This window comes from bacterium (assembly GCA_019637795.1).
In the GTDB taxonomy this organism is placed as follows: domain Bacteria; phylum Desulfobacterota; class Binatia; order HRBIN30; family CADEER01; genus JAHBUY01.
Window position 1 is genome coordinate 217,758 of record JAHBUY010000003.1, and the last position, 26,117, is coordinate 243,874.

The 26,117-nt window shown below is 71.4% G+C and carries 19 protein-coding genes; 6 read left to right on the forward strand and 13 right to left on the reverse strand.

The features are described 5' to 3' along the window. Nucleotides 1-98 precede the first annotated feature (98 nt). From KF840_11010 to KF840_11030, 5 genes are all read right to left on the reverse strand, one after another. Nucleotides 99-3,533, reverse strand: coding sequence for a hypothetical protein (locus KF840_11010; GenBank protein MBX3025421.1), 3,435 nt, complete (start codon nt 3,531-3,533; stop codon nt 99-101). 110 nt (nt 3,534-3,643) lie between these two features. Continuing rightward, complete coding sequence (locus KF840_11015) at nt 3,644-5,683, reverse strand: exo-alpha-sialidase (GenBank protein ID MBX3025422.1); 2,040 nt, start codon at nt 5,681-5,683, stop codon at nt 3,644-3,646. Between the two features lie 61 nt (nt 5,684-5,744). Beyond that, a complete protein-coding gene (locus KF840_11020) occupies nt 5,745-7,670 on the reverse strand; it encodes a sulfatase (protein MBX3025423.1) in 1,926 nt (641 codons plus the stop codon). Next, nucleotides 7,667-8,527 carry a prolipoprotein diacylglyceryl transferase gene (locus tag KF840_11025; GenBank protein ID MBX3025424.1) on the reverse strand — a complete coding sequence of 287 codons (861 nt, stop codon included), beginning with the start codon at nt 8,525-8,527 and terminating at the stop codon, nt 7,667-7,669. The genes KF840_11020 and KF840_11025 overlap by 4 nt, the downstream gene beginning before the upstream one ends. 213 nt (nt 8,528-8,740) lie before the next feature. Continuing rightward, complete coding sequence (locus tag KF840_11030) at nt 8,741-9,559, reverse strand: sulfatase-like hydrolase/transferase (protein MBX3025425.1); 819 nt, start codon at nt 9,557-9,559, stop codon at nt 8,741-8,743. A gap of 91 nt (nt 9,560-9,650) precedes the next feature. Between KF840_11030 and KF840_11035 the strand changes: the two genes are divergently transcribed. The 4 genes from KF840_11035 to KF840_11050 all read left to right on the forward strand — a co-directional run bounded on the left by KF840_11035 (nt 9,651) and on the right by KF840_11050 (nt 14,150). Then, nucleotides 9,651-10,625: a BMP family protein gene (locus tag KF840_11035; protein MBX3025426.1), complete on the forward strand. Its 975-nt coding sequence runs from the start codon at nt 9,651-9,653 to the stop codon at nt 10,623-10,625. A gap of 86 nt (nt 10,626-10,711) precedes the next feature. Continuing rightward, a complete protein-coding gene (locus tag KF840_11040) occupies nt 10,712-12,220 on the forward strand; it encodes an ABC transporter ATP-binding protein (protein MBX3025427.1) in 1,509 nt (502 codons plus the stop codon). Then, nucleotides 12,217-13,233 carry an ABC transporter permease gene (locus tag KF840_11045; protein MBX3025428.1) on the forward strand — a complete coding sequence of 339 codons (1,017 nt, stop codon included), beginning with the start codon at nt 12,217-12,219 and terminating at the stop codon, nt 13,231-13,233. The genes KF840_11040 and KF840_11045 overlap by 4 nt, the downstream gene beginning before the upstream one ends. Further along, a complete protein-coding gene (locus KF840_11050; protein MBX3025429.1) occupies nt 13,230-14,150 on the forward strand; it encodes an ABC transporter permease in 921 nt (306 codons plus the stop codon). Before KF840_11045 ends, KF840_11050 begins: the two co-directional genes overlap by 4 nt. A 25-nt stretch (nt 14,151-14,175) precedes the next feature. Here the strand turns inward: KF840_11050 and sppA are convergent, their stop codons facing one another. The 6 genes from sppA to KF840_11080 form a co-directional block, all read right to left on the reverse strand. Continuing rightward, nucleotides 14,176-15,861, reverse strand: a complete 1,686-nt coding sequence (sppA, locus tag KF840_11055) for a signal peptide peptidase SppA (protein ID MBX3025430.1) — start codon at nt 15,859-15,861, stop codon at nt 14,176-14,178. 41 nt (nt 15,862-15,902) lie between these two features. After that, nucleotides 15,903-16,322 carry a hypothetical protein gene (locus KF840_11060; protein ID MBX3025431.1) on the reverse strand — a complete coding sequence of 140 codons (420 nt, stop codon included), beginning with the start codon at nt 16,320-16,322 and terminating at the stop codon, nt 15,903-15,905. A gap of 155 nt (nt 16,323-16,477) precedes the next feature. After that, nucleotides 16,478-16,795: an iron-sulfur cluster assembly accessory protein gene (locus KF840_11065; GenBank protein ID MBX3025432.1), complete on the reverse strand. Its 318-nt coding sequence runs from the start codon at nt 16,793-16,795 to the stop codon at nt 16,478-16,480. Nucleotides 16,796-16,804: 9 nt separating this feature from the next. Further along, nucleotides 16,805-17,995: an IscS subfamily cysteine desulfurase gene (locus KF840_11070; protein MBX3025433.1), complete on the reverse strand. Its 1,191-nt coding sequence runs from the start codon at nt 17,993-17,995 to the stop codon at nt 16,805-16,807. Nucleotides 17,996-18,063: 68 nt separating this feature from the next. Continuing rightward, nucleotides 18,064-20,907 (reverse strand): excinuclease ABC subunit UvrA, encoded by a 2,844-nt coding sequence (gene uvrA / locus KF840_11075; protein ID MBX3025434.1) that lies wholly within the window; start codon nt 20,905-20,907, stop codon nt 18,064-18,066. 109 nt (nt 20,908-21,016) lie between these two features. Continuing rightward, nucleotides 21,017-21,277 carry a hypothetical protein gene (locus KF840_11080; protein ID MBX3025435.1) on the reverse strand — a complete coding sequence of 87 codons (261 nt, stop codon included), beginning with the start codon at nt 21,275-21,277 and terminating at the stop codon, nt 21,017-21,019. Nucleotides 21,278-21,491: 214 nt separating this feature from the next. On the opposite strand from KF840_11080, the gene KF840_11085 reads away from it, so the two are divergent. After that, nucleotides 21,492-22,400, forward strand: a complete 909-nt coding sequence (locus tag KF840_11085; GenBank protein ID MBX3025436.1) for an LLM class F420-dependent oxidoreductase — start codon at nt 21,492-21,494, stop codon at nt 22,398-22,400. Beyond that, on the forward strand, nt 22,397-23,542 hold the full coding sequence (locus KF840_11090; GenBank protein MBX3025437.1) for a DegT/DnrJ/EryC1/StrS family aminotransferase: 1,146 nt from the start codon (nt 22,397-22,399) through the stop codon (nt 23,540-23,542). The genes KF840_11085 and KF840_11090 overlap by 4 nt, the downstream gene beginning before the upstream one ends. 9 nt (nt 23,543-23,551) lie before the next feature. On the opposite strand, the gene KF840_11095 is transcribed toward KF840_11090, so the two are convergent. Both KF840_11095 and KF840_11100 read right to left on the reverse strand, forming a co-directional pair. Continuing rightward, nucleotides 23,552-25,171: a glycosyltransferase family 39 protein gene (locus KF840_11095; protein ID MBX3025438.1), complete on the reverse strand. Its 1,620-nt coding sequence runs from the start codon at nt 25,169-25,171 to the stop codon at nt 23,552-23,554. After that, nucleotides 25,168-26,070 (reverse strand): 4-deoxy-4-formamido-L-arabinose-phosphoundecaprenol deformylase, encoded by a 903-nt coding sequence (locus KF840_11100; GenBank protein ID MBX3025439.1) that lies wholly within the window; start codon nt 26,068-26,070, stop codon nt 25,168-25,170. Before KF840_11100 ends, KF840_11095 begins: the two co-directional genes overlap by 4 nt. Nucleotides 26,071-26,117 lie beyond the last annotated feature (47 nt).

Genomic DNA, 26,117 nt, shown 5'->3' on the forward strand with positions numbered 1-26,117 from the left:
GGCGTCGAAGCGGCAACTGTCGAGCACGATCAGCAGATAGTGGTTCGGCCGCACGGGACGCCGAGTCTGAATCGCCAGGGGGCACCGCGGGCTGTCGCTCAGCGCCCCCCCGGGCACCCCTCGAGCGCGCGCGCAACAGCGCTGATCAGCTCGGCCATCGACACGCCGCCGTCGCCGTCAGTGTCGGCGGCGGGGCAACGATCCCGCGCGGAGTCCGACAGGGCTGCGGCGACCGCCGCGATCAGCTCGTCGATCGAGACGACCCCGTCGCCATTGCAGTCGCCCGCGCAGCGGGCCGGCGTCCTTGTAGGTGTCGGGGTGGGTGAGGACGGCGGGGTGCCGAGATCCGCGCTGCGTACCGCCCACAGCTCGCTCCCCGCATTGCGGACGTGATCGTCGGCGGCGAAGAACACGTAGGCGCCGGCCTGCGTGAAGAATCCGCCCTGCAGCGAGGGGAATGGGCCTGGGGCGATGTCCTGCAGCAGGCGGGTCCCGGCCTCGCTGCCGTCGCTGACCCACACCTCGCGGCCCGTCTGTCCGTCGTCGCCGGCGATGAAGAGCCAGCCGGCAGCCGCCTGGACGATGTTGTACTGCTCGCCACCCGGCCCCGGCGCGATGTCCTTCAGCAGCCGCGTGCCGGCGTCGGTGCCGTCGGTCTTCCAGATCTCGCGGCCGTGCACGCCGGCGGCGGCGCTGAAGTAGAGGTTGCCGTTGTACTCGGTGAAGCTCGACAGGCCGACGGTATCGGCGTTGAGCTCGCGGGTGGTGACCCGCGTCGTTCCGGCCGCCGTGCCATCGGTGCGCCACAGTTGCGGGGTGGTGAAGTCGACCAAGCCCTCGAAGATGAGCCAGTCGCCGAGCACGGCGGCATCGGGGCTCAGCGTGATCGGTGCGACTTGCGTCGTGCCCGACATCGTGCCGTCGCTCGCCCACAGCCCGCCCGCCTGAGTCGAGAAGAACACGCGCTGGCCGAAGCGGATGAGGCTCCCGGGGAAGGATCCGCCGGCGCCGGGCACGATGTCGCGCACCATCCACGTGCCGGCCGGCGTCCCGTCGGTGCGCCACAGCTCGCGACCGGAGACGCCGTCGTCGGCGCTGAACAGCGCCACGTCGTCGAGCCAGACCAGCGACGTCGGATTCGCCGACGCCGCCCCGGGCGCGATGTCGGCGACCATGGCGGTGCCGGCGGCCGTCCCGTCGCTGCGCCACAGCTCGTAGCCGTGCTCGCCGTCGTCAGAGACGAAGTAGGCGATGCCCCGGTGCGACCCCAGGCGGTGCGCGCCGGAACCGGCGGCGCCGGGTCTGATGTCGGCCACGATCGCGCTCTCGCCGCTGGCCGTGTCGAGGCGCCACAGCTCTTCGCCGTGCGCGGCATCGATGGCGGCGAAGAGGATGCGGTGCCCAAGCGCCACCAGAGGGCCGCGGATGTCGGTGAGCGCTGGGCGCGCGGTCGCTCCGAGCACCGGCACCGTGCCGGCCTCGCTCCCGTCGCTGCGCCAGATCAGCGGCCCGTCGGCATCGCGCATGGGGAGGTAGAGGAAGCCGTCGAGCGCCACGGTCGAGGTGCGATCGAGCCTCGGGTCGAGGCCGTTCAACGACCCGGGAAACGCGTCCACGACCTGGAACGCGGGACCGGATGGCGTGGGGAATGGGGTCGGGCTGGGAGTCGGCGTCGGCGGCTCGTCGGAGTGCGCCTGCAGGACCAGGCTCAGCACGGCGTCGCCCAGCGACGGGACGTGCAGCAACGGCAGGCCGCTGGCGAGCCGCACACCGCCGATGCCGTCGCGCGTCGTCTCGGCCAGCGCCACGCAGTCGAAGCGCTGCCCTCCCAGGTAGACGCCGATGATCGCCGCCGGATCCAGATCCGCCACGACGACGCGGGCGAGCACCGAACCGGTGGTGAACGCGTGCAGCGGCGTGCCCGTGGCGGCGCCCGGATCGTCGGCGGTGCACGGGCGCCCGTCGGCGCCCTTGCGCGGGTCGGTCGGGTCGATCGCGCAGGTGCCGCCGTCGGCGACGAGATCGAAGCGCAGCGGCGCCTCGATCACCCCCGAGCCGCGGCTGTCGTCGGCGATGAAGTGATAGGTGTCAAAGCCATTGCAGATGCCGGGGTGCGGATCGCCCGGCCCCTCGCGCGTCCCGCCCTCGCAGTCGGGATCGCTCGGCGCGCGATCGTGAAGGCGATTGGCGGAGTAGTGCACGTTCAGCACCTCCGCATCGCTACAGCCGATGTCGCCGGCCGCCGGCCGCCGGCCGTAGGTCTCCGGCGGCGTGCCGGGTCGCAGGCACGCGCACCCGACTCCGGGCAGCGGAATCGGCTCGAACGCCACGTCCTCGGTCGCGATCGTCACCGGCACCATCCCATCCGGCCCCACCCCGCCGGTGCGTAGCACCATCGAGCCGCGCACCCCAGCCTCGTAGTCGGCATGTTGTGTGCGCAGCGTCAGGCGCGATTCCTCCGGCCGCACCTCGAACACCCGCGCCACTTCGCGGGTGCAGTTCAGGGCGCAGCCGTCGCCGCCGACCCGGTTCCCGTCGTCGCAGCCCTCACCGGGCGCAAGGGTGCCGTCGCCGCAGGGCAGCTCGACGTTGCTGATCGCCACGGCGCGCGCCGCGCGACCGACACGGCGGATGTCCAGCAACACGCGCGGCTCCGCTACATCGACAACCGACAACACGCCGTCGCTGACTTCCTCGCTACTGATGGAGTTGAAGAAGCTAGTCAGGTATGCACGGTCGCCGTGCGAATCGAATGCGACGGCACCGGGGCCTTCACCGAGCATCCGCAGGACGGAAGTCAGCGTTAGCGCCCCTGCGTCAACAAATAGTCCGAGAGCCTGGGACTGGGCAGCCGCAAGAACGAGTAGCCCGGAGCCAGATTCCGCGGCGCCGTAGAGCCCGGTTTGCGGCAGGCTCAGGATATCTACCTTCAGGCTCAGCGGGTCGATGCTTGCCACTTTAGCCGCCATTGTTGTGACGTACACGCGATCGCTGTACCGCCCGTACTGGGCCTTTTGCGTAGAAGCGCCCACGTCCACCTGTCCAATCCAAGTCCCCGACCCTACGTCGACAGCCGTCACGGTGTCGGTAGCGAAGTGAGTGCTGAACAATCGGTTCCCACTCGCATCAAGCGCTACCGACACGGGTTCACGCGGAACCGGCAGCGTCCGCAACACGGCGAGGGAGCCTGTGTCCATGACGGCGACGGACGCAGCGTCGATAAGCGCGACAAACAACGTCAGGCCGTCAGGCGAGATCGCAATCCCGACCGGCCCGCCGCCGATTTGGTTGCGCCGGACAGCTCCGCTGCGGATGTCGACGGCGTAGACGGACTGCGCGTTGCCGCTGGTCACGAATGCCGTCTCGCCGTCGGGCGAGAGGGCGATGTCGGCGATCAGCCTCCGGTTGCCGACGAAGATCTGGCGGACCACCGACGCGGCAGCCGGATCGACCAGGAGGACCCGGTTGGACCCATTGTCGACGACCACCGCCAGATCGCCCGCAGCAGCGACCCGCGTGGCCGCCAGTAGCACGCCGGCAATTGCAAGCCCGCGGAGTGTTCTCCGCCATCGCGGTCCAACTGCCGTAGCCATCGGCGGGCACTGAGACGTGCCGCGCCGATGGCACAAATCCGCGAGCACGATCAGCAGCCGCCGCCGGGCGGGGTCCCGATCTCGATGTCGGGGTCGGGCTGGGGCTGGCTGACGATCCGCGTGTCAGTCCATACTGGGTAGGTGAACGCCCCGCTCGGGTTGTTGTCTGCCAGACCCGCGCGATTGGTCAGGACGCACTCTCGGCCGGCCGCCTGCGCCTGCGAATCGAAGTGCGGCGAGAGCTGCGGCAAGAGCAAGGTCTGCGAGGTCAGCCGCTCCTCCGTTTGCCACGTCACGCCCCCGTCGAACGAGGCGCGCCGGTAGACATCGTAAGAGACATTGCCCGGGTCGAGGCGGCGATCGTACCAGACGGCATCGATCTCCGGAACGTGCGGCGTCGACGGAAGGTAAACGAAGGAGACCAGCGCCGGGAGGAACTGATCGCCGGCGGTCGCGGTGTTGAGCACGCCGGGAGGAAAGGTCCAGTTTGCACCGTGGTTGTCCGACCGAGTGAAGTAGACGTCCGACGTGTCCACGGGGGCGTGGCCCCACGCTGCATAGAGTCGTCCGGTGACCAGCGGGTCGGCGGCTAGGTTGAGCCGCGGCTCCGAATAGACTTTCTGGTTGAGAACTGGGCGCGCGTTGTTTCCGTTGCACACATTCACCGGTTTGCGAGCGTAGTTGCCTGGCGTCAACGCGACGCTCGTCGCCCACGTCGCCCCCCCGTTGGTCGAGCGCCGGACGAACATCTTGCTGTAGTCGGGATTCCACCAGCCGACGTACAGATCGCCCGCCGGGCCGATCGCGATGCTGCAGTTGGTCGCCGGCCCCGCATTCGCGTAGTCCCCATCGAGCACGTCGACATTGGGGTTGGAGAAGACGAGCGGCGAGCCTGCCGAGCTACACTTCGGGGCAGACGCCAAGCGGATGGTCTGATACGCACCAAACTTCTCCGTGTAGCAGACGTAGACATTGTTGGCGTCGACGGCGACGTTGGGCTTGTCGCGAATCGCCCCCGGTTGGCCGCCCAGGCTGGCGTCGGCCGCCGTTTTCCATGCGTTGGGTGAGCCGCCCCCGAGCGAACAGGTCGCATCGATGCGCCCGCCCGGCTGGCCCGTCTGTGTCGCCAGGTAGACGACGTACAGCGAGCCCTCGCTGTCGCTGACCGTGAGCGGCTCGCCGTCGATGGAGGTTGGCGGGCTCGGGGGAATGAACGCCTGCTGCGCATCCCAGCTCACCCCCGAGTTGTAGGAAACACTGTAGGCGATGCGCCGGGTGCTGCCGAAGGTGAAGTCCTCGAACACCGAGAGGAGTGTCGCGTTCTGGCTGCGCTTGGCCGCGACCGAGGGCGAGCCCTGGGTGATGTTCGGGTAGGATTCGAGGCTGCTGTCGTTGACGCGAACGTTCGTGACCGATGCCCAGGCGCTGCGGGCAAAGATCAGACGGTCACCGGCCCAGCGCCACAACGGGCGCAGCGATTGCGCCACCTGCCAGGTCACGCGCTGGATCAGCGAGGCCTGGGCCTCCTGCCAGCCGTCGCACTCCCGCCGCATGGCCGCCTCGCGGCCGGGCGAGAGCTGCGCCGTCGCCTCGGGATCATCGAGAACGGCGCACACGTCATAGGGATCGGCGGGCGGCAGCGGCTTTTCCAGCGAACGCTGACGGACCGGCGCCAGCGGCTCGAGCGGCGCCAGGGCGAGCGGCTCCCCGGGCGCGATCGTCCAGGTTCCCTTCCATGTGCCCGCGATCTCGCCGAGTTGGAATTCACCCTCGATCCCGGTGTCATCGAGGCGGCCAGCGAAGGCCCGCGTCGCTCCGGTGCCGTCGGTGACCGCAAGATCGATGCCGCGCCCGTTCCGGAAACCCGTCACCGGCACCTGCTTGAGCGTCACGGCGCCATCGAGATCGATCGCCCCGGTGACGCGCGCACCATCGACCGTCAGCGCGCCCGACCAGCGGCCGTCGCCGTGCCCGAGCCGGTCGTTGTAGCTCCCGGACGCGGTGATCTTCATCGCCACGGCTCGATCGACGCCTCCCAGGCAGAGCACGGTCAGCGCCGTCACGCCCAACACTGCGCTTCGATTCGCCATGTCGCTCTCCTTCTGGATAGTGTGCCGCCGCGCAGCTGGCGAGCTGGAGCGACGGAGCTGGTTACGCGTAGCCGAGTCGTTCCATCGCCACTCGAAGTGACGCCGTGTCCAGCGCGGCAGCATAGCTGCCTTGCGGAGGCCCGGGCCCGTCGCCCAGCAGACCGCGGGCCCATCCGAGATCGGCCGTGGCCGCCAGATCGCGCAGCTCGCATGGATCCCGGTCGAGATCGAACAGCTCCTCCTTGCCACCCTGCCACAGCACATACTTCAGCGAGCGGGTGCGCACCGCGACCTTCGGCTCGGCGAACAACAGCGATTCACAGCGGACGACTCGGTCGTCCTCAGCCGACGCGTCGCTCAGTGCGATCGGCACGCCGTCGAGCCCGTGTGGGGCGCTCAGCCCAGCCAAGCGAAGCAGCGTCGGCGGCAGGTCCGCCAGCGAGACCAGCGAGCGGACCCGCCCGCCTCGCGGCACTCCCGGGCCAGCGAACATCAAGGGGACGTGCACGAGCTCGTCGTAGAATGTGTGACCGTGCTCGACACCGCCGTGCTCCCAGAACTCCTCGCCGTGATCGGACACCAGCGCGACGATCACCTCATCCGCGAGGCCAAGCGCGGTGAGCTCGTCGAACACCCGCCCGACCGCTGCGTCGACGGCGGCCACGCCGGCATCGTAGAGCGCGACGAGATCGGCCTTCTCGGTCGCGTTCAGGCGAATCTCACCGGCTCGCAATCGGGCAACGGCCTCGAACCGCTGGCCGAGCGGCCCTTCGTGTCGGATGTCCGAGAGGAGCGTATCGCCGCGGAACGATTTGTCGCCGGCGCAGCCGTACGGAGCGTGCGGATCGATGTAGTGCAGCCGCAGGAAGAATGGCTGCCCGTCCTCACGCCGGACGCTGGCGGCCCGGCGCAGGCGGCGGATCCCGACGTCGGACACGCGCGTGCCAGTGTCCACGGGACGAGAGCCGAGCATCCATTCGAGCGTGCGTCCGGCGAGGGTACCGCGGATGGCGACCATCGCCTCCGATTCGATCGACACGTTCTCGTAGCTGCTGAACCCGCGGCCGAGACCGTACTGCAGCGCGAGGTAGGGGTTGGACACCACGGCGCAAGTCCCGTATCCCGCGTCGGCGAACGCCTCCGCGAGCGTGCGCACGCCGGGGCGGAGAGGCGAACGGCCCATGAGGTCGAATCCGTTCACCGACTCGCCCGCGCCGTGGCGCGACGGATAGCGGCCGGTCAGGAACGATGCGACCGATGGCAGGGTCCAGGAGGACGTCGCGATCGCGGTGTCGCACACCGTTCCCCTCGCCGCGAGCGCGTCGAGGGATGGAGTCAGTCTGGTCGTCGCGCCGTACGCCCCGAGTCGGTCCGCTCGCAGCGTGTCGATCGAGATCAGCACCAGCGAGGGCTCGACGGCCCGACTGCGACGGTGCCGTGCTCCTTCTCGCCGTCGGGGTGCCCGGCGCAGCTCTGACATCAGGAACGCCACCGCGGGCAGCGTCAGCAGGAAGTTGACTGCCGCAACCACGGCGCCGGCCGTCGTAACCGCGACATCTGGCAGCCTGGCGACGAATTGACCGCCGGCAACTCCCGCACAGGCGAGCAGGACCACCCACACGGCCGTGGCGGCTCGCCGAGCCCACGCCTCTCCGTGGCGGGGCACGCGCGCGGCGCGCAACCCGGCGTCGAGCTGGCGGCGGAACGCCGCGGCCTCCACGCATCCGGCCGCGACCAGGCAGACGACCACCGCCGTCGCCGCCGTGGCGCCGCGGGAGGCGCCCAGTGCCCCCGTCCCGGCCGCCGATAGCGTTCCGAAGACGAGTGCGACCGGCGCGAGCGCGACGATGGGCACGCTGAGGTACAGCCAAACGTAGCGCGAGAGGTGAACGTAGGTATTCCGGCGTAACGCGCGCAGCGCGTCCGCGGCGCCGATGATCGTCGTCGCCGTGAGCGCGGCGAGAACGCCGTGCGCGATGTCGGTCATACCACGCCACCGGCGGTGCCGCGCTCGGGCGGCGAGACGAGACGGGCGTGTCGTACGACGATGACGACCCCGACGAGAATGGAGCCGGCCGCCGCGACCGGCGCGAGGAGCTGATTGAGCGTGAGGAAATTCTCCCGCAACGGCTCGAGCACAGCCGTCGTCAGGAAGAACGACGCGAAGAACGCGACCTGCAGCATGCCGAGCGGGGGCGAGCGTCGCTCCAGCCAGAGGAGGACGGCGAACGTGAATGCCGCGGCGCCGAGAAAATAGAGCTGCAGAGGCTGTACGGGTAGGGATGTCGCCGCGCCGGGCGGCACCCAACCTCGGGTGGCGTGGTACCAGAAGGCCCATGTGCCGCGCGGGAACCTGACCGCCCAGGGTAGGCTGCTCACCTGTCCGAAGCAGCAGCCGTTCATGAAGCAACCGAGTCGAATGAATACCACTGCCAGGGCGACCAGCGGAATGACGCGATCGCCGAAGCGGGTCCAGGGCAGGCCGAGCACGCGGCAGATCAAGGGCAGGGTCAGCGCCAGCGCGAGGATGCCGCCGGGGATGCGAAAGCCGTGCAGCGCGCCGCGAACCGATGGTGGCACGTAGTCGTCGGCCGGGAACCAACTCGCCTCGGCGAGATAGAGCAGTCGCGATCCGAGAAGGATCGCCAGCACCACGCAGATCAGCGCGACGAACGACCTGCCGAGTGGCAAGCTGACCACCGTCGCGCGCCGCAGCGCGGTCGCCACCCCAACTACAGCCGCGGCCGCCCAAGCGAGGAAGTAGACGGACACGGCACCGAAAACCTGCGGATGCATTCGCGCGGGCTCCCCTGCGAGATCGAGCAGACTGTCTGCGAGGCCCACTAGCGGTTTAGGGGGGGGGGACCGCAATAGGGAATTCCCCGCATATCCGCGGGTCCATGTTCCGCATGGATGCGCTGCAGTCATTGCCCCCTGCGGCCGGAGATCACCAACCTCCTGATCGAGTACTACCGCTCCAAGGCGTAGACGAAGGGCGAAGGCGACTCGCTTCCGTCCTTCCTCGTTGGTCTTTGATCCTCTCTCCGCGCCTTCGTCCTACCGCAGCTTCCCTTCCAGGAAGGGCACCTCGAAGACCTTCGCGTGCTGGATCGGGCCGTGCCCGATGTAGCCGTCCTCGCCGAACAGCTCGCCGTGGTCGGCGGTGATGGTGACGTAGGTGTTGGCCGGCAGGAGATCGAAGAGCTGCTCGAACACGCCGTCGAGGTAGCGCACCGTGTCGATCTGCCGCGCCCGCAGCTCGGCGAGTTGCCGGGCGTCGAACGGCGCCGGACCGCTGGCCGAGTCCTCCAGGCGCTGCAGCGTGCCGTGCACACCCGACAGGCGCGGCCAGTGGCTCGGGTCCTCGCTCGGCCGCGCGAACGGGTAGTGCGTCTCGCCGACGTTCAACAGGTGGAAGGTCGGCCGGTCGTCGTCGAAGCGCAGCCGCGGCAGCATCGCCGCCATGTCGTTGTGGGTCGGCATCAGCGTGAAGCTGTCGAAGTCGTGCGCCAGCGGCGTCGCCGGGTTGAGCACCGGGAGCGAGACCAGCGCGTGCGCGCGGTAGCCGAGCCGCTGGCGCAGGAACGTCGGCAGCCACAGCGACGGCAGCAGGTCCTTGAAGGCGACCCCGTCGACCCCCAGCCGCTCGGCGTAGCGGGCGAAATCGCGCTTGTAGTACTCCGACGCGAACACCTGTCGCGGGCTGGCGTGCGGCAGCAGCCCCATCAGCAGGTTGAAGTGCGACGGGGACGTCCACGAGGCGTAGCTCCACCGCCGCTCCAGGGCGCCCAGCTTCTGCATCGTCAGCGGATCCGCCGCCACGAAGGCGTCGAAGCGGCAACTGTCGAGCACGATCAGCAGATAGTGGTTCGGCATCCGCTGCACTAAACCACAGCCGGACGCTCCGAACACACCGGCGTCGCGCCTGCCTCTGTGCTCCGCGCGGCGAATTGGATAGGCTCCGCCAATGCGCCGCCTGCTGCCGATCCTTCTTCTGCTGGTCGCGGCCTGCTCGCACTCCGAGCCGGCGCCGCCCGCCGACGCGCCGTTCAAGGTCGCGCTGCTCAGCCCCGGCCCGGTGAGCGACGCCGGCTGGAACGCCCTCGCCTACGAGGGGCTGCTGGCGATCAAGGCGCAGCTCGGCGCGGAGATCGCGCAGCTCGAGGTCCGCAACCCGGGCCAGTTCGAGGATGGATTCCGCGACTTCGCGGCCCGCGGCTTCAACCTGGTCTTCGGCCACGGCTTCGAGTTCCAGGACGCCGCGGCGGCGGTGGCGCCGGCGTTCCCCGATACCGTGTTCATCACCACCTCCGGGAACACCGTGCGGCCGAACGTCGCCCCGCTCCGCTTCATGCTCGAGGAGGCCACCTATCTGGAGGGGATGCTGACGGCGGCGATGTCGAAGACCGGCAAGGCCGGCGCGGTCGGCGGCATGGCGATCCCGTCGGTGAAGAGCACCATCGTGGCGTACGAGGCTGGAGCCAAAGCGGTGCAACCGGACTTCCAGGTGATGACCAGCTACGTCGGCAACTGGGAGGACGTGGGCGCCGCCAAGGAAGCGGCGCTGGCGCTGGTCCGGCAGGGCGCCGATTTCCTCTTCCACAACGCCGACGCCGCCGGGCTGGGCGTCTTCCAGGCGGCGCAGCAGCAACAGGTGCTCGCGTTCGGCGCCAACAAGAACCAGAACGACATCGCGCCCGACGTGGTGCTGGCCAGCGCGGTGATCGACATCCCGCGCGGCTTCCTCACCGTCGCCCGCCAGGTGAAGGACCACACCTTCGTCGCCCGGATCGAGAAGCTGGGGATGCGCGATGGCGTGATCTCGCTGCAGTACAACGCCGCGCTCGCCGAGCGCATCCCGCCCGAGGTGAAGGCGAAGGTGGATGCGGCGCAGCAGGCGATCCTCGCCGGCACCCTCGTCCCGCCGAGCGCGGAATTCTGACGCGCTCCACCGCAGAGGCGCGGAGACGCAGAGACGCCATGGCCGACATGCGGGATCTCGGCGCCTCCGCGCCTCTGCAGTGAAGCATGGCCTGCGCGCTTGCCCTGCACGCGATCGCCAAGCGATTCGGCGCCGTCGTGGCGCTCGACGGCGTCGATATCGAGGCGCGGCGCGGCGAGGTGCATGCGCTGCTGGGCGAGAATGGCGCCGGCAAGTCGACGCTGATGAAGGTGGTCTACGGCCTCGTCGCGCCCGATGCCGGCGCCATGGCGGTCGATGGCACGCCGGTTCGCTTCGCCAGCCCGCTCGACGCCCGGCGTGCCGGCATCGGCATGGTGCACCAGGAGTTCGCCCTGGTGGAGGCGCTGTCGGTGGCCGAAAACCTGGCGCTCGCCCTCAGCCCGCCCGGCGAGTGGCGCTGGCGGCGCGGCCGCGTCGTCGCGGCGGCGACGCGGCTGGCGGCGAGCATCGGCCTCGAGCTCGGCGATCTCGACGCGCCGGTCGGCACGCTGCCGGTCGGCCTGCGCCAGCGCATCGAAATCGTCAAGGCGCTGGCCGGCGAGACGCGCATCCTCATCCTCGACGAGCCCACCGCGGTGCTGACCCCGAGCGAGGTCGGGGCGTTGTTCGCCGTGCTGCGCCGCCTGCGCGCCGCCGGCACGGCGGTGCTCTTCATCACCCACAAGCTCGGCGAGGTGATGGCGATCGCCGACCGGATCACCGTCATGCGCCACGGCCGGGTCGTGGGCGCCGCCGCGCGGGACGCGATCGACGAGCCGGCGCTCGCCCGCCTGATGATCGGCACGCTCAGCCGCGCCGACGAGGCGCCGCCGCCGCGCCGCGGCGACGGCACCGTGCAGCTCCGGATCGACCGGGTGCGCACCGGCGGCAGCGACGGCCGGCCCTGCCTGCGCGACGTCAGCCTCGCGGTGCACGCCGGCGAGATCGTCGGCATCGCCGGCGTCGACGGCAACGGACAGGAGGAGCTCTTCGAGGTCCTGACCGGGCTGCGTCCGGCCACCGGCGGCCGCATCGCGGTCGGCGGCGTGCCGCTGGAAGGCGCCGACCCGGCGGCGGCGATCGCCATCGGCATCGGCAGCATCCCCCCCGATCGACTGCGCCAGGGCGTGGTCGCCGACATGGCGATCGCCGACAACGCGTCGCTCAACGTCCGCCTGCTGCGCGCCGGCGGCCGCTTCCTGCGCGCCCGGACCCTGCGCCAGCGGGCGCGGTCGATGGTGGCGGCGTACGGCATCAAAGCCGGCGACCTCAACGCCCCGGCGCGCAGCCTGTCGGGCGGCAACATGCAGAAGCTGGTGATCGCCCGCGCGCTCGCCACCCAACCGCGGGTCATCGTCGCCGCCAATCCCACCCGCGGCCTCGACATCGCCGCCGCCGAGGCCGTGTACGCGGCGCTCCTGCAGGCGCTGGCGCGCGGCGCCGCCGTGGTGCTGATCTCGACCGATCTCGACGAAATCGTCGCGCGCGCCCACCGCGTCGCGGTGCTCTATCGCGGCGAGCTGAGCGCCCCGCTGGAACGCCCGTTTCCGCTGCAGCGACTGGGCCTCATGCTGGCCGGGAGCGCCGCGGCGTGAGTCTCGATCGCCTCTGGCCGTCGCTGGCGGCGCTGGTGGTGGCGCTGGCCGGCAGCGCCCTGCTCATTGCGGTCGCCGGCGGCAACCCGCTGGTGGCGCTGAGCGCCCTCGGACGCGGCGCGTTCGGCAGCGCCGCGGCCTGGTCGGAGATCGGCGTGCGCGCCTGTCCCCTGCTGCTCACCGGGCTGGCGGTGGCGATCGCCTTCCGCGCCGGCATCTGGAACATCGGCGCCGAGGGACAGTTGCTGGCGGGCGCGGTCGTGGTCGCCTGGCTCGGCAGCCGGATCGGCGACTGGCCGCCCCTGGTGGCGAGCGCGACGGCGCTGACCGCCGCCGCGCTCGGCGGCGCGGCCTGGGCGGGCGTCGCCGGCGTGCTGCGCACGGCGCGCGGCATCGACGAGGTGATCAGCACGATCATGCTCAACTTCATCGCCCTCGGCCTGGTCGGCTGGCTCGTCCACGGCCCCCTGATGGAAGCCGCGGGCGCCTACCCGCAGACCGACGCCGTCGCCGCGGCGGTGCGCCTGCCGCGGTTGTTCGCCGGCTATCGCGTCCACGCCGGCCTCGGACTGGCGCTGCTCGCCGCCGCCGGCGCCGCCGTCTTGCTCTTCCGCACCGTGCTCGGGTTCGAAATGCGGGCCGCGGGCCTGAACCTGCTCGCGGCGCGGCTCGCCGGGCTGCGCACCACCGGCGCCCTGTTGAGCGCCCTGGCGCTCAGCGGCGCGCTCGCCGGCCTGGCCGGCGGCATCGAGGTCAGCGCCGTCACCTTCCGCCTCTACGACAACTTCTCGCCCGGCTACGGCTTCACGGCCATCGCCGTCGCGCTGCTCGGCCGCCTGCACCCGCTCGGCGTCGTCGCGGCCGCCGTCTTCTTCGCCGCCCTCGACGTCGGCTCGAGCGCCATGCAGAGCGCCGCCGGCGTCTCGGCGGTGCTCGTCTCCGCCGTGCAGGCGATCGTCATCCTCTCGTTGCTGGCGTTCGAGCGGCGCCGGCCGCTGGCGAGCGCCGGATGACCGCCGACCTGCTCACCGCGCTCGTCGCGTCGACGATCACCATGGCGGTGCCGCTGCTGTTCGCGGCGCTCGGCGAGCTGATCGCCGAACGCGCCGGCGTCCTCAACATCGGCCTCGAGGGCATGCTGCTGAGCGGCGCCTTCGTCGCCCTCGTCGTCGCCTTGCTGAGCGGCTCGCCGGCGCTCGGCGCCGCCGGCGCGCTGGCGGTCGGCGCCGGCCTCGGCGGCGGCCTCGGCGTGTTCGTGGCGCGCTGGAACGCGAGCCAGGTGGTGGCCGGCACGGCGCTGAACCTGCTGGCGGCGGGGCTGACCGGCGTCGCCTATCGCGCCGTGTTCGGCGTCACCGGCGCGGCGCTGACGATCCCCGGGGCGCCGAGTTGGCGGCTGCCCGGCCTCGCCGCGCTGCCGGTGCTCGGTCCGTTCTTCGACCAGACGCTGATCGGCTACGCGGCGTTCGCCGCCGTGCCTCTGGTCGGCTGGGTCCTGGGCGGCACGCTGCCCGGACTGCGCCTGCGCATGGTGGGCGAGAATCCGTACGCGGCCGAGACGCAGGGGGTCGTCGTGGGGCGGGTGCGGGTGGCGGCGCTGGTGGTCTGCGGCATGCTCGCCGCCGCCGGCGGCGCGTATCTGTCGCTCGCCTACGCCAGGACCTTCGTCGAAGGCATGTCGGCGGGCCGCGGCTTCATCGCCCTCGCGATCGTCATCGTCGGCCGGCGCCATCCGATCGGCGTCATGCTGGCGGCGCTCTTCTTCGGCTTCGCCACCGCCCTGCAGTTCCACTTCCAGGCGATGGGCCTGGCGGTGCCGTTCCAGTTCTTCCTCATCCTGCCCTACGTGCTGACCCTGCTGGTCCTCGCCGGCGGCATCGGCCGCGCCACCGCGCCGGCGGCGCTCGGCCAGCCGTACGAGCGCGCCTGAGGTGGCGACGCCCCGGCGCCTGGGGTCAGAAGAAGCGGATGTCGAACGGCATCACGGCCCAGACGCGTTCGCGCAGCAGGAAGCGCAGGGAGGGCAGGATGTCGAAGAGGTCGGCGATGCCGGTCCGGCGCGGCAGGCGGAGGCCGAGCGAGAGGTCCCCGAGCCGTCGCGGGCGGGTGACGCGTTCGACCAGCACCGGCTGATCGACCGCCACGCCGATGGCGCGCTTGGCGGCGTCGAGCGCCTCCTCCAAACCGCCCAACTCGTCGACCAGACCGCGCGCCTGCGCCTGGCGGCCGGTCCACACGCGGCCCTGCGCCGCGGCCTCGGCCGCCTCGGGGCTCAGGCCGCGCGCCGCCGCGACCTTGCCGACGAAGTCGCGATAGAACGACTCCGCCTGGTGCTGGATCCGCTCGCGCCCGTCGTCGTCGAGGGCGACGTAGTCCGAGAACAGGGTGGCGTGGCGCCCCCGGGCGACGGTTTCCTTGTGCACGCCGAGGCGGTCGTACAAGCGGCGCAGTGTCGCCTTGCCGGCGACCACGCCGATCGAGCCGGTGATGGTGCCTGCCTCCGCCAGCAGCGGCCGGCCGGCGAGGGCGACGTAGTAGCCGCCGGACGCGGCGACGTCGCCGCAGGTGGCGATCACCGGCTTCGCCGCCCGCGTGCGCTCGACCTCGCGCCAGATCAGGTCGGACGCCAGCGCCGAGCCGCCGGGGCTGGCGATCCGCAGGACCAGGGCGGCGATGTCGTCGCGTTCGCGCACGCGCTTCAACACCGCGGCGATCGAGCGGACGCCGGCGGCGCCGCCGCCGGCGGGGCGGCTGACGCTCTCTCCGGGCTTGATCGTGCCGCCGATGTGCACCAACGCCACGGTGTGGCGGGCGCGGCGCAGCGCGTCGAGGCGGACGGCGCGGCCGCGGCGCGCGAGGTAGGGATCGCGTTCGATGACCGCCGCGCCGCCGCAGGCGTCGGCGAGTTGGCGCTCCGCTTCGTCGGCGTAGGCGGTGCCGTCGATCAGGCGGGCCGCCTGGGCCTCGGCGGCGACGTACGGCCCGCGCCCGAGGGCGTCGCGGACGAGCGCCGCATCGAGCGCCCGCCCGGCGGCGACGCCGTCGGCGATCTGGCCGAACAGGTCCTCGACCAGCGCCTCCAGCATCTCGCGGTGGGCCTCGGACATGCTCGTCCTGGTCACCATCTCACCGGCCGATTTGTAGCGGCCGACGTGCACGACCTCGGCGTCGATGCCGACCTTGTCGAGCGTGTCGCGCACGAACATGGCCTCGGAAGCCAGGCCGGTGACATCGAGCGTCGCGGCGGGCGCGCAGAGCACGCGATCGGCGGCGCTGGCGAGGTAGTATTCGCCCATGCCGGCGCGCTCGAGATGGACCCAGACGCGCTTCCCAGCGGCGCGCAGCCGCTCGATCGCGCGCCGCAGGCCCTGGATGCGCGCCCAGCTCGCGTGCAGGTCGTCGACGCGCAGCAGCACGCCCTGCAACTGCTGGTCGTCGCGCGCCCAGCGCAGCACGGTCAGAACCCCCAGGTAGTCCGTGGGGGGGCGGCGGAACAGGCCGAGGAAACGGGACTCACCCGTATCCTCGGCCAGCTCGCCGTCGAGGGAGAGGGTCAGGACGCCGTACGGCTTGCGCGGCGCCAGCCAGGAGCGGACGTGCAGGTATCCAATCGCCAGCCACCGCCGGAGGGATCGCCACATGCCCGGACCTTACGCCGCCGGCTCGGCGGCGGGCAATGCGTTCAGCTCGCCTTGGCGGTCTCGGCGACCGGCATCGGATCGAGGGCCGGCTTGCGGCTCGCCAGGGGGACGACCTTGCCGGCGCGCCGCAGCTCGTCCTGGCGCTCGCACCAGCGGAACAATCCGTTGCGCAGGTACTCGGGATTGATCCGCAGGATGTCGCAGACGTTCTCGAAGGAGAACGGCCACTGCCGGTCGGAAGACGCGATCCAGTCGTAGGCGTCGGTGTATAGCTCGCGCCCGTTCACATCGAGCGCGAAGCGATACTTCTGCACGCACTCGACCGCGTCCTGCAACATGGCGAACACCAGATGGTACTCGGGTCCCTGCGGCGCGGACTTGCGCAGGACCGCGAAGTACTGTGCCGGGAGCATGATGTCGGGTTCGAAGAGCCGTCCCTCACCAACCAGGTCGTCACGCATGCCCCCTCAGACGGGTGCTCGAGAGCGGCTATTCAAAAGCCAAAAGAAAAACGCGGAGGATGCCGATGCCGCCGAACCACCTGCAGGTGGTCGTCCCCTCCGCGCGCCGCCACGCCCCCCTCGCCTATGCCCTGAAACCCTTTCTTCCAGGCCACTTAGACCGAGAACGAGGCGCCGCAGCCGCAGGTCTTCTTGACGTTGGGATTGTGCAGCGTGAAGCCGGTCGCCATCAGACCGTCGGCGTAATCGAGCTCGGTGCCGTTGAGGTAGAGGAAGCTCTTGCGATCGACGATCATCTTGGCGCCGTCGCGTTCGAAGATCTTGTCGCCGTCGCGCGGCTCGTCGAGATCCATCTTGTACTGCAGGCCGGAACAGCCGCCGCCGACGACCTTGACGCGCAGCCCGCGCCGCGGCGCGTCGGTCACCAGGCTGAGAATCTTCATGACCGCATTGTCGGTGAGCGTGATGGCCATGATGTCTCCTTATGATGCCGCCCGCCGGCGGGCCACCCAGGCGGGCGACAGGGCGCGCAGGCGTTCGACCTCCTGCGCGACCCGCTCGATGGCGTAGTCGATGTCGGCCTCGGTGGTGAAACGGCCGACGCCGAAGCGGATCGAGGCGTGCGCCGCGTCGTCATCGAGCCCGATCGCGCGCAGCACCGGCGATGGCTCCAGCGTCGCCGAGGTGCAGGCGGACCCGGATGACACTGCCACGTCCGGCAACGCCGCCATCAGCGAATCGCCCTCGATGCCGGCAATGCCGAGATTGAGGTTGCCCGGCAGGCGCTCCTCCGGATGTCCGTTCAGCGTCAGTTCTTCCAGGCGGCTCGCCAGGCCGCGGTGCAGGCGATCGCGCAGGGCGGCGACCCGGGCCGATTCCTCCGCCAGCGTCGGCGCCGCCACCGCGCAGGCGCGGCCGAAGCCGACGATGCCCGGGACGTTCAGGGTGCCCGAGCGCATGCCGCGTTCGTGACCCCCACCGTGCATCTGCGGCGCGATCCGCACCCGGGGGCTGCGGCCGCGCACCCACAGCGCCCCGACGCCCTTGGGGCCGTACAGCTTGTGCGCCGTGACGGCCAGCAGATCGACCCCCATGGCCTCGACATCGAGTGGCACCTTCCCGAGGCTCTGCGCCGCATCGCAGTGGAAGAGCACCCCGGCCTCCTTGGCGATGCGGCCGATGGCGGCAATCGGGTGCAGCGTTCCGATCTCGTTGTTGCCGTGCATGATCGAGATGAGAACGGTGCGCGGGGTGAGCGCCCGCCGGACGTCGTCCGGATCGACCTGGCCGAAGCGATCCACGGGTAGCACCGTCACCCGCGTCCGTCCGACTCGTTCCAGCGCCCGACAGGTGTCGAGCACCGCTTTGTGCTCGGTGGCGGCGGTGATGACGTGGTCGCCGCGGTCGGCGTGGAACTCGACCACGCCCTTGATCGCCAGGTTGTCCGACTCGGTGGCGCCGCTGGTGAAGACGACGTCGCGCGGCGCCGCGTTGATCAGGGCCGCGATCTCGCCGCGCGCCGTCTCGACCGCCTCCTCCGCCTGCCAGCCAAAGCGATGGCTGCGGCTGGCGGCGTTGCCGAAGCGCTCGCCGAAGTACGGCAGCATCGCCTCGAGGACGCGCGGATCGACCGGCGTCGTGGCATGGTTGTCGAGGTAGACCAGGCGCGACACGCGGCGATGGTACCCAACCCGCTCCGGGCAGGCCAGGGGGGCGCGCCGCGCCGCGACCCAGCGCGCCGTCAACCCGCCGCGCGCGCCGCGGGCAGCACGCTGCGCAGGAACCGTCCCGTGTGCGATGCCGGCGAGGCCGCGATCGCTTCCGGCGGCCCCTGGGCGACGATGCGGCCGCCGCCGGAACCGCCGTCGGGGCCGAGGTCGATGACGTGGTCGGCGACCTTGATGACGTCGAGGTTGTGCTCGATCACCAGCACGGTGTTGCCGGCCTCGACCAGGCGGTCGAGGACGCCGAGCAGCTTGTCCACGTCGTGGAAGTGCAGCCCGGTGGTCGGCTCGTCGAGGATGTAGAGCGTCCGGCCGGTGGCCCGCCTGCTCAGCTCCTTGGCCAACTTGATGCGCTGCGCCTCGCCGCCCGAGAGGGTCGTCGCCGCCTGGCCGACGCGGATGTAGTCGAGGCCGACGCTCGCCAGGGTCTCGAGCTTCTGCCGGATCGGCGGCACGGTGCCGAGGAAGTCCAGCGCCTGACCGACGGTGAGATCGAGCACGCCGGCGATGTGCTTGCCCTTGTACTTCACTTCCAGCGTCTCGCGGTTGTAGCGGCTGCCCTTGCACACCTCGCAGGTGACGTAGACGTCGGGCAGGAAGTGCATCTCGATGCGGATGACGCCATCGCCGGCGCAGGCTTCGCAGCGGCCGCCCTTGACGTTGAAGGAGAAGCGGCCGGGATCGTAGCCGCGGACCCGCGCCTCGGGCAGTTGCGCGAACAGCTCGCGCACGTGGGTGAAGAGCCCCGTGTAGGTCGCGGGGTTCGACCGCGGCGTGCGGCCGATCGGCGCCTGGTCGATGTCGATCACCTTGTCGATCAGCTCCCAGCCGCTGATCTTGGCGAACGCCCCCGGCTTGTCGCGGGCGCCGTTGAGGCGCTGCGCCAGCGCCCGGTACAGGGTGTCGATCACCAGCGAGCTCTTGCCCGATCCCGACACGCCGGTGACGCAGGTGAAGGTCCCGAGCGGCAGCTCGACGGTCAGGTCCTGCAGGTTGTGGTGTCGCGCGCCGGTGATGGTGAGCGCGTACCCCGACCCGCGCCGGCGCCGCCGCGGCAGCGCGATCTCGAGCGCGCCCGACAGGTAGCGGCCGGTCAGCGACTGCGGGTCGGCGCGAATCTCCTCCGGCGTGCCCTGCGCCACCACCGCGCCGCCGTGCACCCCGGCGCCCGGCCCCATGTCGATGACGTGGTCGGCGGCCTCGATCGTGTCGCGGTCGTGCTCGACCACGATCACGGTGTTGCCGAGCCGCTGCAGCCGGCGCAGGGTCTCCAGCAGGCGCGCGTTGTCGCGCTGGTGCAGGCCGATCGACGGCTCGTCGAGCACGTAGAGGACGCCGCTGAGGCTGGCGCCGATCTGCGTCGCCAGCCGGATGCGCTGCGCCTCGCCGCCCGACAGCGTCGCCGCCTGCCGCTCCAACGTCAGGTAGTCGAGCCCGACGTCGTGCAGGAAGCCGAGCCGCTCGCGCGCCTCGCGCAGCAGGCGCTCGCCGATCGCCGCCTCCTGCGGCGTCAGGTCGAGCGTCGTCACGAACGCGTGCGCGGCGCCGATCGACAGCGCGCAGACGTCGGTGATGGTCTTGCCGTGCAGCCGCACCGCCAGGGCCTCGGGCTTGAGGCGTGCCCCTTTGCAGGTCGGGCAGCGGCGCACGCTCATGAACTTGCCCAGCTCCTCGCGCACCCACTCGGAGTCGGTCTCCTTGTAGCGCCGCTCCAGGCTGCGGACGACGCCCTCGAACGGGCGCCGGAATTCGTAGCGCTTGCTGCCGCGCTCGATCACCACGGCGACCGCGTCGTCGCCGGTGCCGTACAGCACCGCGTCGCGCGCCTTCTTCGGCAGCGCCTTCCACGGCGTCGCGAGCGAGAACTTCAGGTGGCGCGCCAGCCCGGCGAGCATGTCGTGGCGCGTGTGCCGGCTCTCCCAGGGCGCCACCGCGCCGTCGGCGAGCGACTTCGACTCGTCGGGCACGATCAGCTCGGGATCGAAATAGTTCGTGGTCCCGAGGCCGCTGCACGTCGGGCAGGCGCCGTGCGGGCTGTTGAACGAGAACAGGCGCGGCGTCAGCTCCGGCATCGACAGGCCGCAGGTGGTGCAGGCGAAGCGCTGGCTGTAGAGCGTCTCCTCGACCGGGGTGTCGCCGCTCTCGCCCAGCACCGCCACCGAGACGACGTCGTTGCCATACGTGAAGGCGACGGCGAGCGAATCCGCGAGCCGGCTCTCGATGCCGGGGCGGATGACCAGCCGGTCGACCACCACCTCGATGGTGTGCGCGTGGGTCTTGGTGAGGCTGATGTCCGCGGCGAGATCGCGCAGCGCGCCGTCGATGCGGGCCCGCACGAACCCCGCTTTGCTCAGCTCCGCGAGCTCTTTGCGGAACTCGCCCTTCTTGCCGCGGGCGATCGGCGCCAGGATGTAGACCCGCGTCCGCTCCGGCAGGGTGAGTACGCGGTCGACGATCTGCTGTACGGTCTGGGTGGCGATCGGCTGCCCGCACTGCCAGCAGTGCGGCGTGCCGAGGCGGGCGAAGAGCAGTCGCAGGTAGTCGTAGATCTCGGTGACCGTGCCGACCGTCGAGCGCGGGTTGCGGCTGGTCGATTTCTGCTCGATGGCGATCGCCGGCGACAGGCCGTCGATCGAATCGACGTCGGGTTTCTCCATCTGCTCGAGAAACTGGCGGGCGTACGCCGACAACGACTCGACGTAGCGGCGCTGCCCCTCGGCATAGATGGTGTCGAAGGCGAGCGAGGACTTCCCGGATCCCGACAGGCCGGTGATCACCACCAGTTGGTGGCGCGGGATCTCGACGGTGATGTTCTTGAGGTTGTGCTCGCGCGCTCCGGTGACGACGATCGCGTCCGCCATGAGCGGCCGAGTCCTACCACGGCGGTGCCGTCAGGGCCACCGCGTCCGTCGCGACTCGCTCGCCGCGCCGGATTCCCGCTCGCCAACGGCGGCCCGCCCGCCGCGAGCGTCAGAAGTGCCGGCCGGCGAAGGTGCCGGTGAGAACGACCGCGCCGGAGTTCACCAGCCAGCGCACGATCCGCACCACTTCCGCATCGTTGCGAACCCGTTTCTGCACTTCCTGCACGAGCTGGAGCAGCGTCGATTCGTCCGAGGGCAACGGCGCGTGACGCGCTGCCTGTCGCCAACGGAACCGCAACGTCCCAGGGCGGTGCACCGTGTTCCGCCGCCGCGCCCGCAATTGCCCGACCTTGGTTGCCGCCTGGTTCATGGTGGGTTCCTGGAGCATCGCGCGTGCCAGCGTTCCATCGCCAGCGAGCCTGGTGGTTGGATCCCTGATCGGTGCAAACGGTTTCAACCATCTGGTCGTAGTGCGCCGCTAACTGGCGTCACCATGCCGACGGTGACATGCGAACCGGCTCCGCATGCCCCGAGGCGACTGGCTGCCTTCCCCTCGCCCTGGGCCATCCGCTAGTAGCCGACGCATGCGTTTCGGCCTGACCACGCCGGTGGTCACCATGGTGCCGCGCACCCACGCCGCATGGGAGCGGGACGCAGGGGTGGCCGAAATCCGCCAGGTCGCGATCACCGCCGACCGGCTGGGCTATTCCCACCTGAGCTGCAGCGAACACGTCGGCATTCCGGTCGACGTCGCCGACCAGCACCGCGGCGGCCGCTACTACGACCCGGCCACCACCCTCGGCTACCTCGCCGCCTGCACCAGCCGCATCCGGCTCCTCACCCACGTCCTGGTGCTGCCGTACCACCACCCATTGGCGGTGGCGAAGACCTACGGCACGCTCGACCGGCTGTCCGGCGGGCGGGTCATCCTCGGCGTCGGGGTCGGCAGTCTGCGCGAGGAGTTCGCCCTCCTGGGCGTCGACTTCGCGGGCCGCGGCGCCCGCTACGAGGACGCGTTGCGCGCCCTGCGCGCGGCGCTCGGCGGCAGTGAGCCCAGGTACCAGGGCACGCACTACCGCTTCGCCGGCTTCCGCATCGACCCCTGCGCCGTCCAGGAACGGCTGCCGATCTGGATCGGCGGCCGTTCCCCGCGCTCGCTGCGCCGGGCATTGGCCTTCGGCGACGGATGGGATCCCTTTGGCCTCGACCTGGCGCAGCTCCGCGCCATGCTCGACCGCGCCCGTCAGACGCCGCAGTGGCGCGCCGATCTCGAGATCGTGCTCAGCCCCGAACGACCGCTGGCGTTGGACACCGCCGCCGACGTCGAGGCGGCCCGCGCCACGGTCGCCGCCTACGCCGGCGCCGGCGCGACGGCGCTGAACCTGCGCTTCGTCCACCACAGCCTCGCCCACTACCTCGAGTGCCTCGAGCGCTTCGCCGCCGAGGTGATGGCGCGCCACGGCCACCCGCCGGGGGGAGCGGCGGGCGCATGAAGGTTCCATTCTCCCGCCCCGCGATCGGCGAAGAGGAGATCGCCGAGGTCGTCGCCTGCCTGCGCTCGGGGTGGATCACCTCCGGGCCGCGAACGGCGCAGTTCGAAAGGGAGTTCGCGGCCCGCCACGGCGCCGCCGAGGCGCTGGCGGTCACCTCGGCAACCGCCGGCCTGCACCTGGCGATGCTGGCGCTCGACCTGCGCCCCGGCGACGAGGTGATCACCACCCCGCTCACCTGGCCGGCGACGGTGAATGCGATCGTCCTCGCCGGCGGCACGCCGGTGCTGGTGGACGTCGAAGCGGAGACGCTCAACATCGACCCGCGCCTGATCGCCGGCGCCGTCACGCCGCGCACCCGCGCCGTGCTGCCGGTCCACTACGCCGGCCAGCCCTGCGATCTCGACGCCGTCGCCGCCGCCGCGCCGGGCGCGCGCCTGATCGAGGACGCGGCGCACGCCGCCGGCGCCAGCTATCGCGACCAGCCGATCGGCAGCCGCGACACGGCGATCTTCAGCTTCCACCCGATCAAGAACATGACCACCGGCGAGGGCGGGATGGTGACGACCAATGATCCCGCGCTCGCCCGACGCCTGCGCCTGCTGCGCTTCCACGGCGTCGAGCGCGATGCCTGGAAAGCCTACGGCGGCGCCCAGCTCCCCCTCTACGACGTCGTCGAGCCGGGGCTGAAGTACAACCTGACCGACATCCAGTCGGCGATCGGACTGCACCAGCTCCGCAAGCTCGACGCCTTCAACGCCGAACGCGCCCGCCTCGCCGCCCGCTACGACGCGGCGCTGCGCGACGTGCCGGCGCTGCGCCCGCTCGGCCGCGCCGCCCATTCCTGCACCCACGCGCACCACCTGTACGTGGTGCTGGTCGACCCGGCGCGGCTCGCCATCGACCGCAACGCCTTCATGGCCGAGGTCATCGCCGCCGACGTCGGCCTCGGCCTGCACTTCACCGCCGTGCACGAGCTGACGTACTACCGCCGCCTCCTCGGCGACCTGCGCCCCGTCCTCCCGGTCGCCACCGACGCCTCGGCGCGCCTCTTCTCGCTGCCCCTCTTCCCCGGCCTCAGCGACGCCGAACACGACCGCGTCGTCGAGGTGGTCGCCGACGTCGCCCGCCGCCACCGGCGCTGAGCGGACGCCTCAGCGGTTGGCCGCCAGGACCTTCTTGTCCTTGGTGGCGAGGATGATGGGCGGCGGATCGAGGCGGTCGCCGAAGCGTTCGATGTGGCTGCGGTTGAAGAGGACGATCATCCGCCGCGGGCCGGACCATTCCGCGAAGAACTGCTCGGTGGTCGGCCAGAACCACGCCGACTGGTCGCCCTGCCGGCTGCCGAAGCCGAGCTCGCCGGGGTTGCCGACCATCACCCAGCGCGTGCCGCTGTAGTAGACCATGCTCTGGACGAAGTTCAGGAACAGCACCAGGCGATCGCCGGGGCGCATCGCGGCGCGGGCGGCGAGGCCGAGGCTGCGGTACTCGTTGGCGACGCCGCGGCCGGCGACGGTGACGGCGAACAACAGCATCCACCCCGCCGCCAGCGCCACCAGCGCGGCGTGCGGCCGGCGCGCCGCCAGCAGGCGCAGGGTGGCGAAACCGGTGACCGCCAGCGGCACGGCGCCGGCGAAGAGGTACGGCACCACCAGCGGGACGCGAAAGTGGGTGTTGGCGTAGGGCAGGACGGCGGCCACGATGCCGAGGACCGGCCCGCCGACGAGCAGCAGCCAGGCGGCGCGCGCCAGGCCGGCCGTGCGCCCGCGCTCGACCGCCCAGAGCACCGCGCGCGCCACCAGGATCGCCAGCGGCGGCAGCGCTGGCAGCGCGTAGGTCACGAGCTTCGAGATCGACAGGCTGAAGAACACCAGGATCACCGCCGCCCACAGGACGAGGAAGCGGGTCGCCGGCGCCCAGCGGCGCGGATCCGCCGCGCCGCGCAGCGCCCCGGGGTCGAACGCCAGCACCAGGCTCCAGGGAGCGAGCGCCCCCAGGATCACGGGAAGGAAGAACCAGATCGGCTCGCCGTGCTCTTTGGTGCTGGTGTAGCGGTGCAGGTGCTGGTCGACGATGAAGAAGTGCCAGAACTCGGGATTGCGCCAGCCGACGAGCAGGAACCACGGCAGGACGATCGCCAGCGCCAGCCCCAGGCCCCGCCAGTCGAACCACGGCCGCAGCGCCCGCCAGCCGCCGTGGGTGAGGCTGAACAGGAAGGCGACGCCGCCCACCAGCACCGCGGCGACCGGCCCTTTGACCAGGATCGCCAGCGCCGTCGCGGCGTAGGCGACGCGCACCCAGCGGCGATCGCCGCCGCCGCTCCACGCCAGCCAGACCGCCGCCAGCGCGGCCGTGACGAACAGCGTCAGGCTCATGTCGAGGGTCAGGACGATGGCCATGAATCCGAACAGCGGCGCCGCCGCGAGCACGGCGGCGGCGAGCAGCGCGGTCGCGGCGCCGTACAACCGGCGGGCGAGCGCCGCGGTCAGCCCGAGCGTGAAGAGACCCGCCAGCACGGTCGGCAGGCGCACGGCGAGCTCGCTGCCGCCGAAGACGCGCATCGCCAGCGCCGTCCCCCAGTACACCAGTGGCGGCTTCTCGAAGTACGTGGCGTAGTTCAGGCGCGGGGTCGTCCAATCGCCGCTCTCGATCATCTCGCGGGCGATCTCGCCGTAGCGCGCCTCGTCCGGATCGGCGAGCGCGAAGCCGTGCGCGCCGTAGAAGTAGATGGCGAGCGTCGCGGCGGCGAGCAGCAGGCCGAGGACGCCCTTCATGCGGCGGCTCCCTGCAGCGCGACGGTGCCGGCGCGCCCTTCGGTGGTGCCGTTGGCGACCGGGCAGACGGGCAGCGCCGCGGCGTCGAGACCGTCGGCGACGTCGATCAGGCGCACGAAGTCGACGCGGCCGCGCAGCGCGTCGAGCAGCGCCTCGAACAGCGGTCGCAGCGACATCCCCTCCACCTCGGCGTGGATGGTGTGGACGTTGAGCCCCGGGCGCACCTGCGCCAGGTAGAAGGCGGTGAGCGCCGCGGCGTCGCTGCCGATGCGGCCGTAGACCTCGTCGAGGGTCGGCCAGGTGGTGGGGATCTCGGGGGTGGCGAAGACGCGGTCGCCGGCGCGCGGGCGATACGGCGCCCGGCCGCGCGTGCAACTGTGGTAGCGCAGGCCGGCGGCGTCGATCGCCGCCAGGCTGTTGGCCGTGCACTGCCAGCCGGGCGCGGCGAACGCCGCCGCGGGGCGGCCGACGAGGTCGCTGAACACCTCGAGGCCGCGGCGCAGCTCGGCGGCGGTCGCCTCGGCGTCGAGGCCGTTCAGCCGGTCGTGCCAGTAGACGTGATCGTAGCCGTGCACGCCGACCTCGTGGCCCGCCGCCGCCAGGGCGCGCAGGTGCTGCGGGAACGAGCGGGCGATCGGCGGCCCGGGCAGCAGCGTGCCGTAGAGCAGCGTCCGCCACCCGTACATCCCAGGCGCGTTGGTGCGCAGCATCTTGGCCAGGAAGCCGGGCTTGAAGATCCGCCGCAGCGCGCGCCCCGAATGGTCGGGGCCGCACGACACGAAGAAGCTGGCGCGCAGGCCGCGCCCGTCCAGCGCCGCCTGCAGCGCCGGCACGCCGTCGCGCATGCCGACGTAGGTGTCGACGTCGACCTTGAGGGCGAGCTGCGGAGTCGCGGTCATGGGAGCCGAAGGCGGATGGCGGATGGGAAACGGGAGAGCGGGAGCAG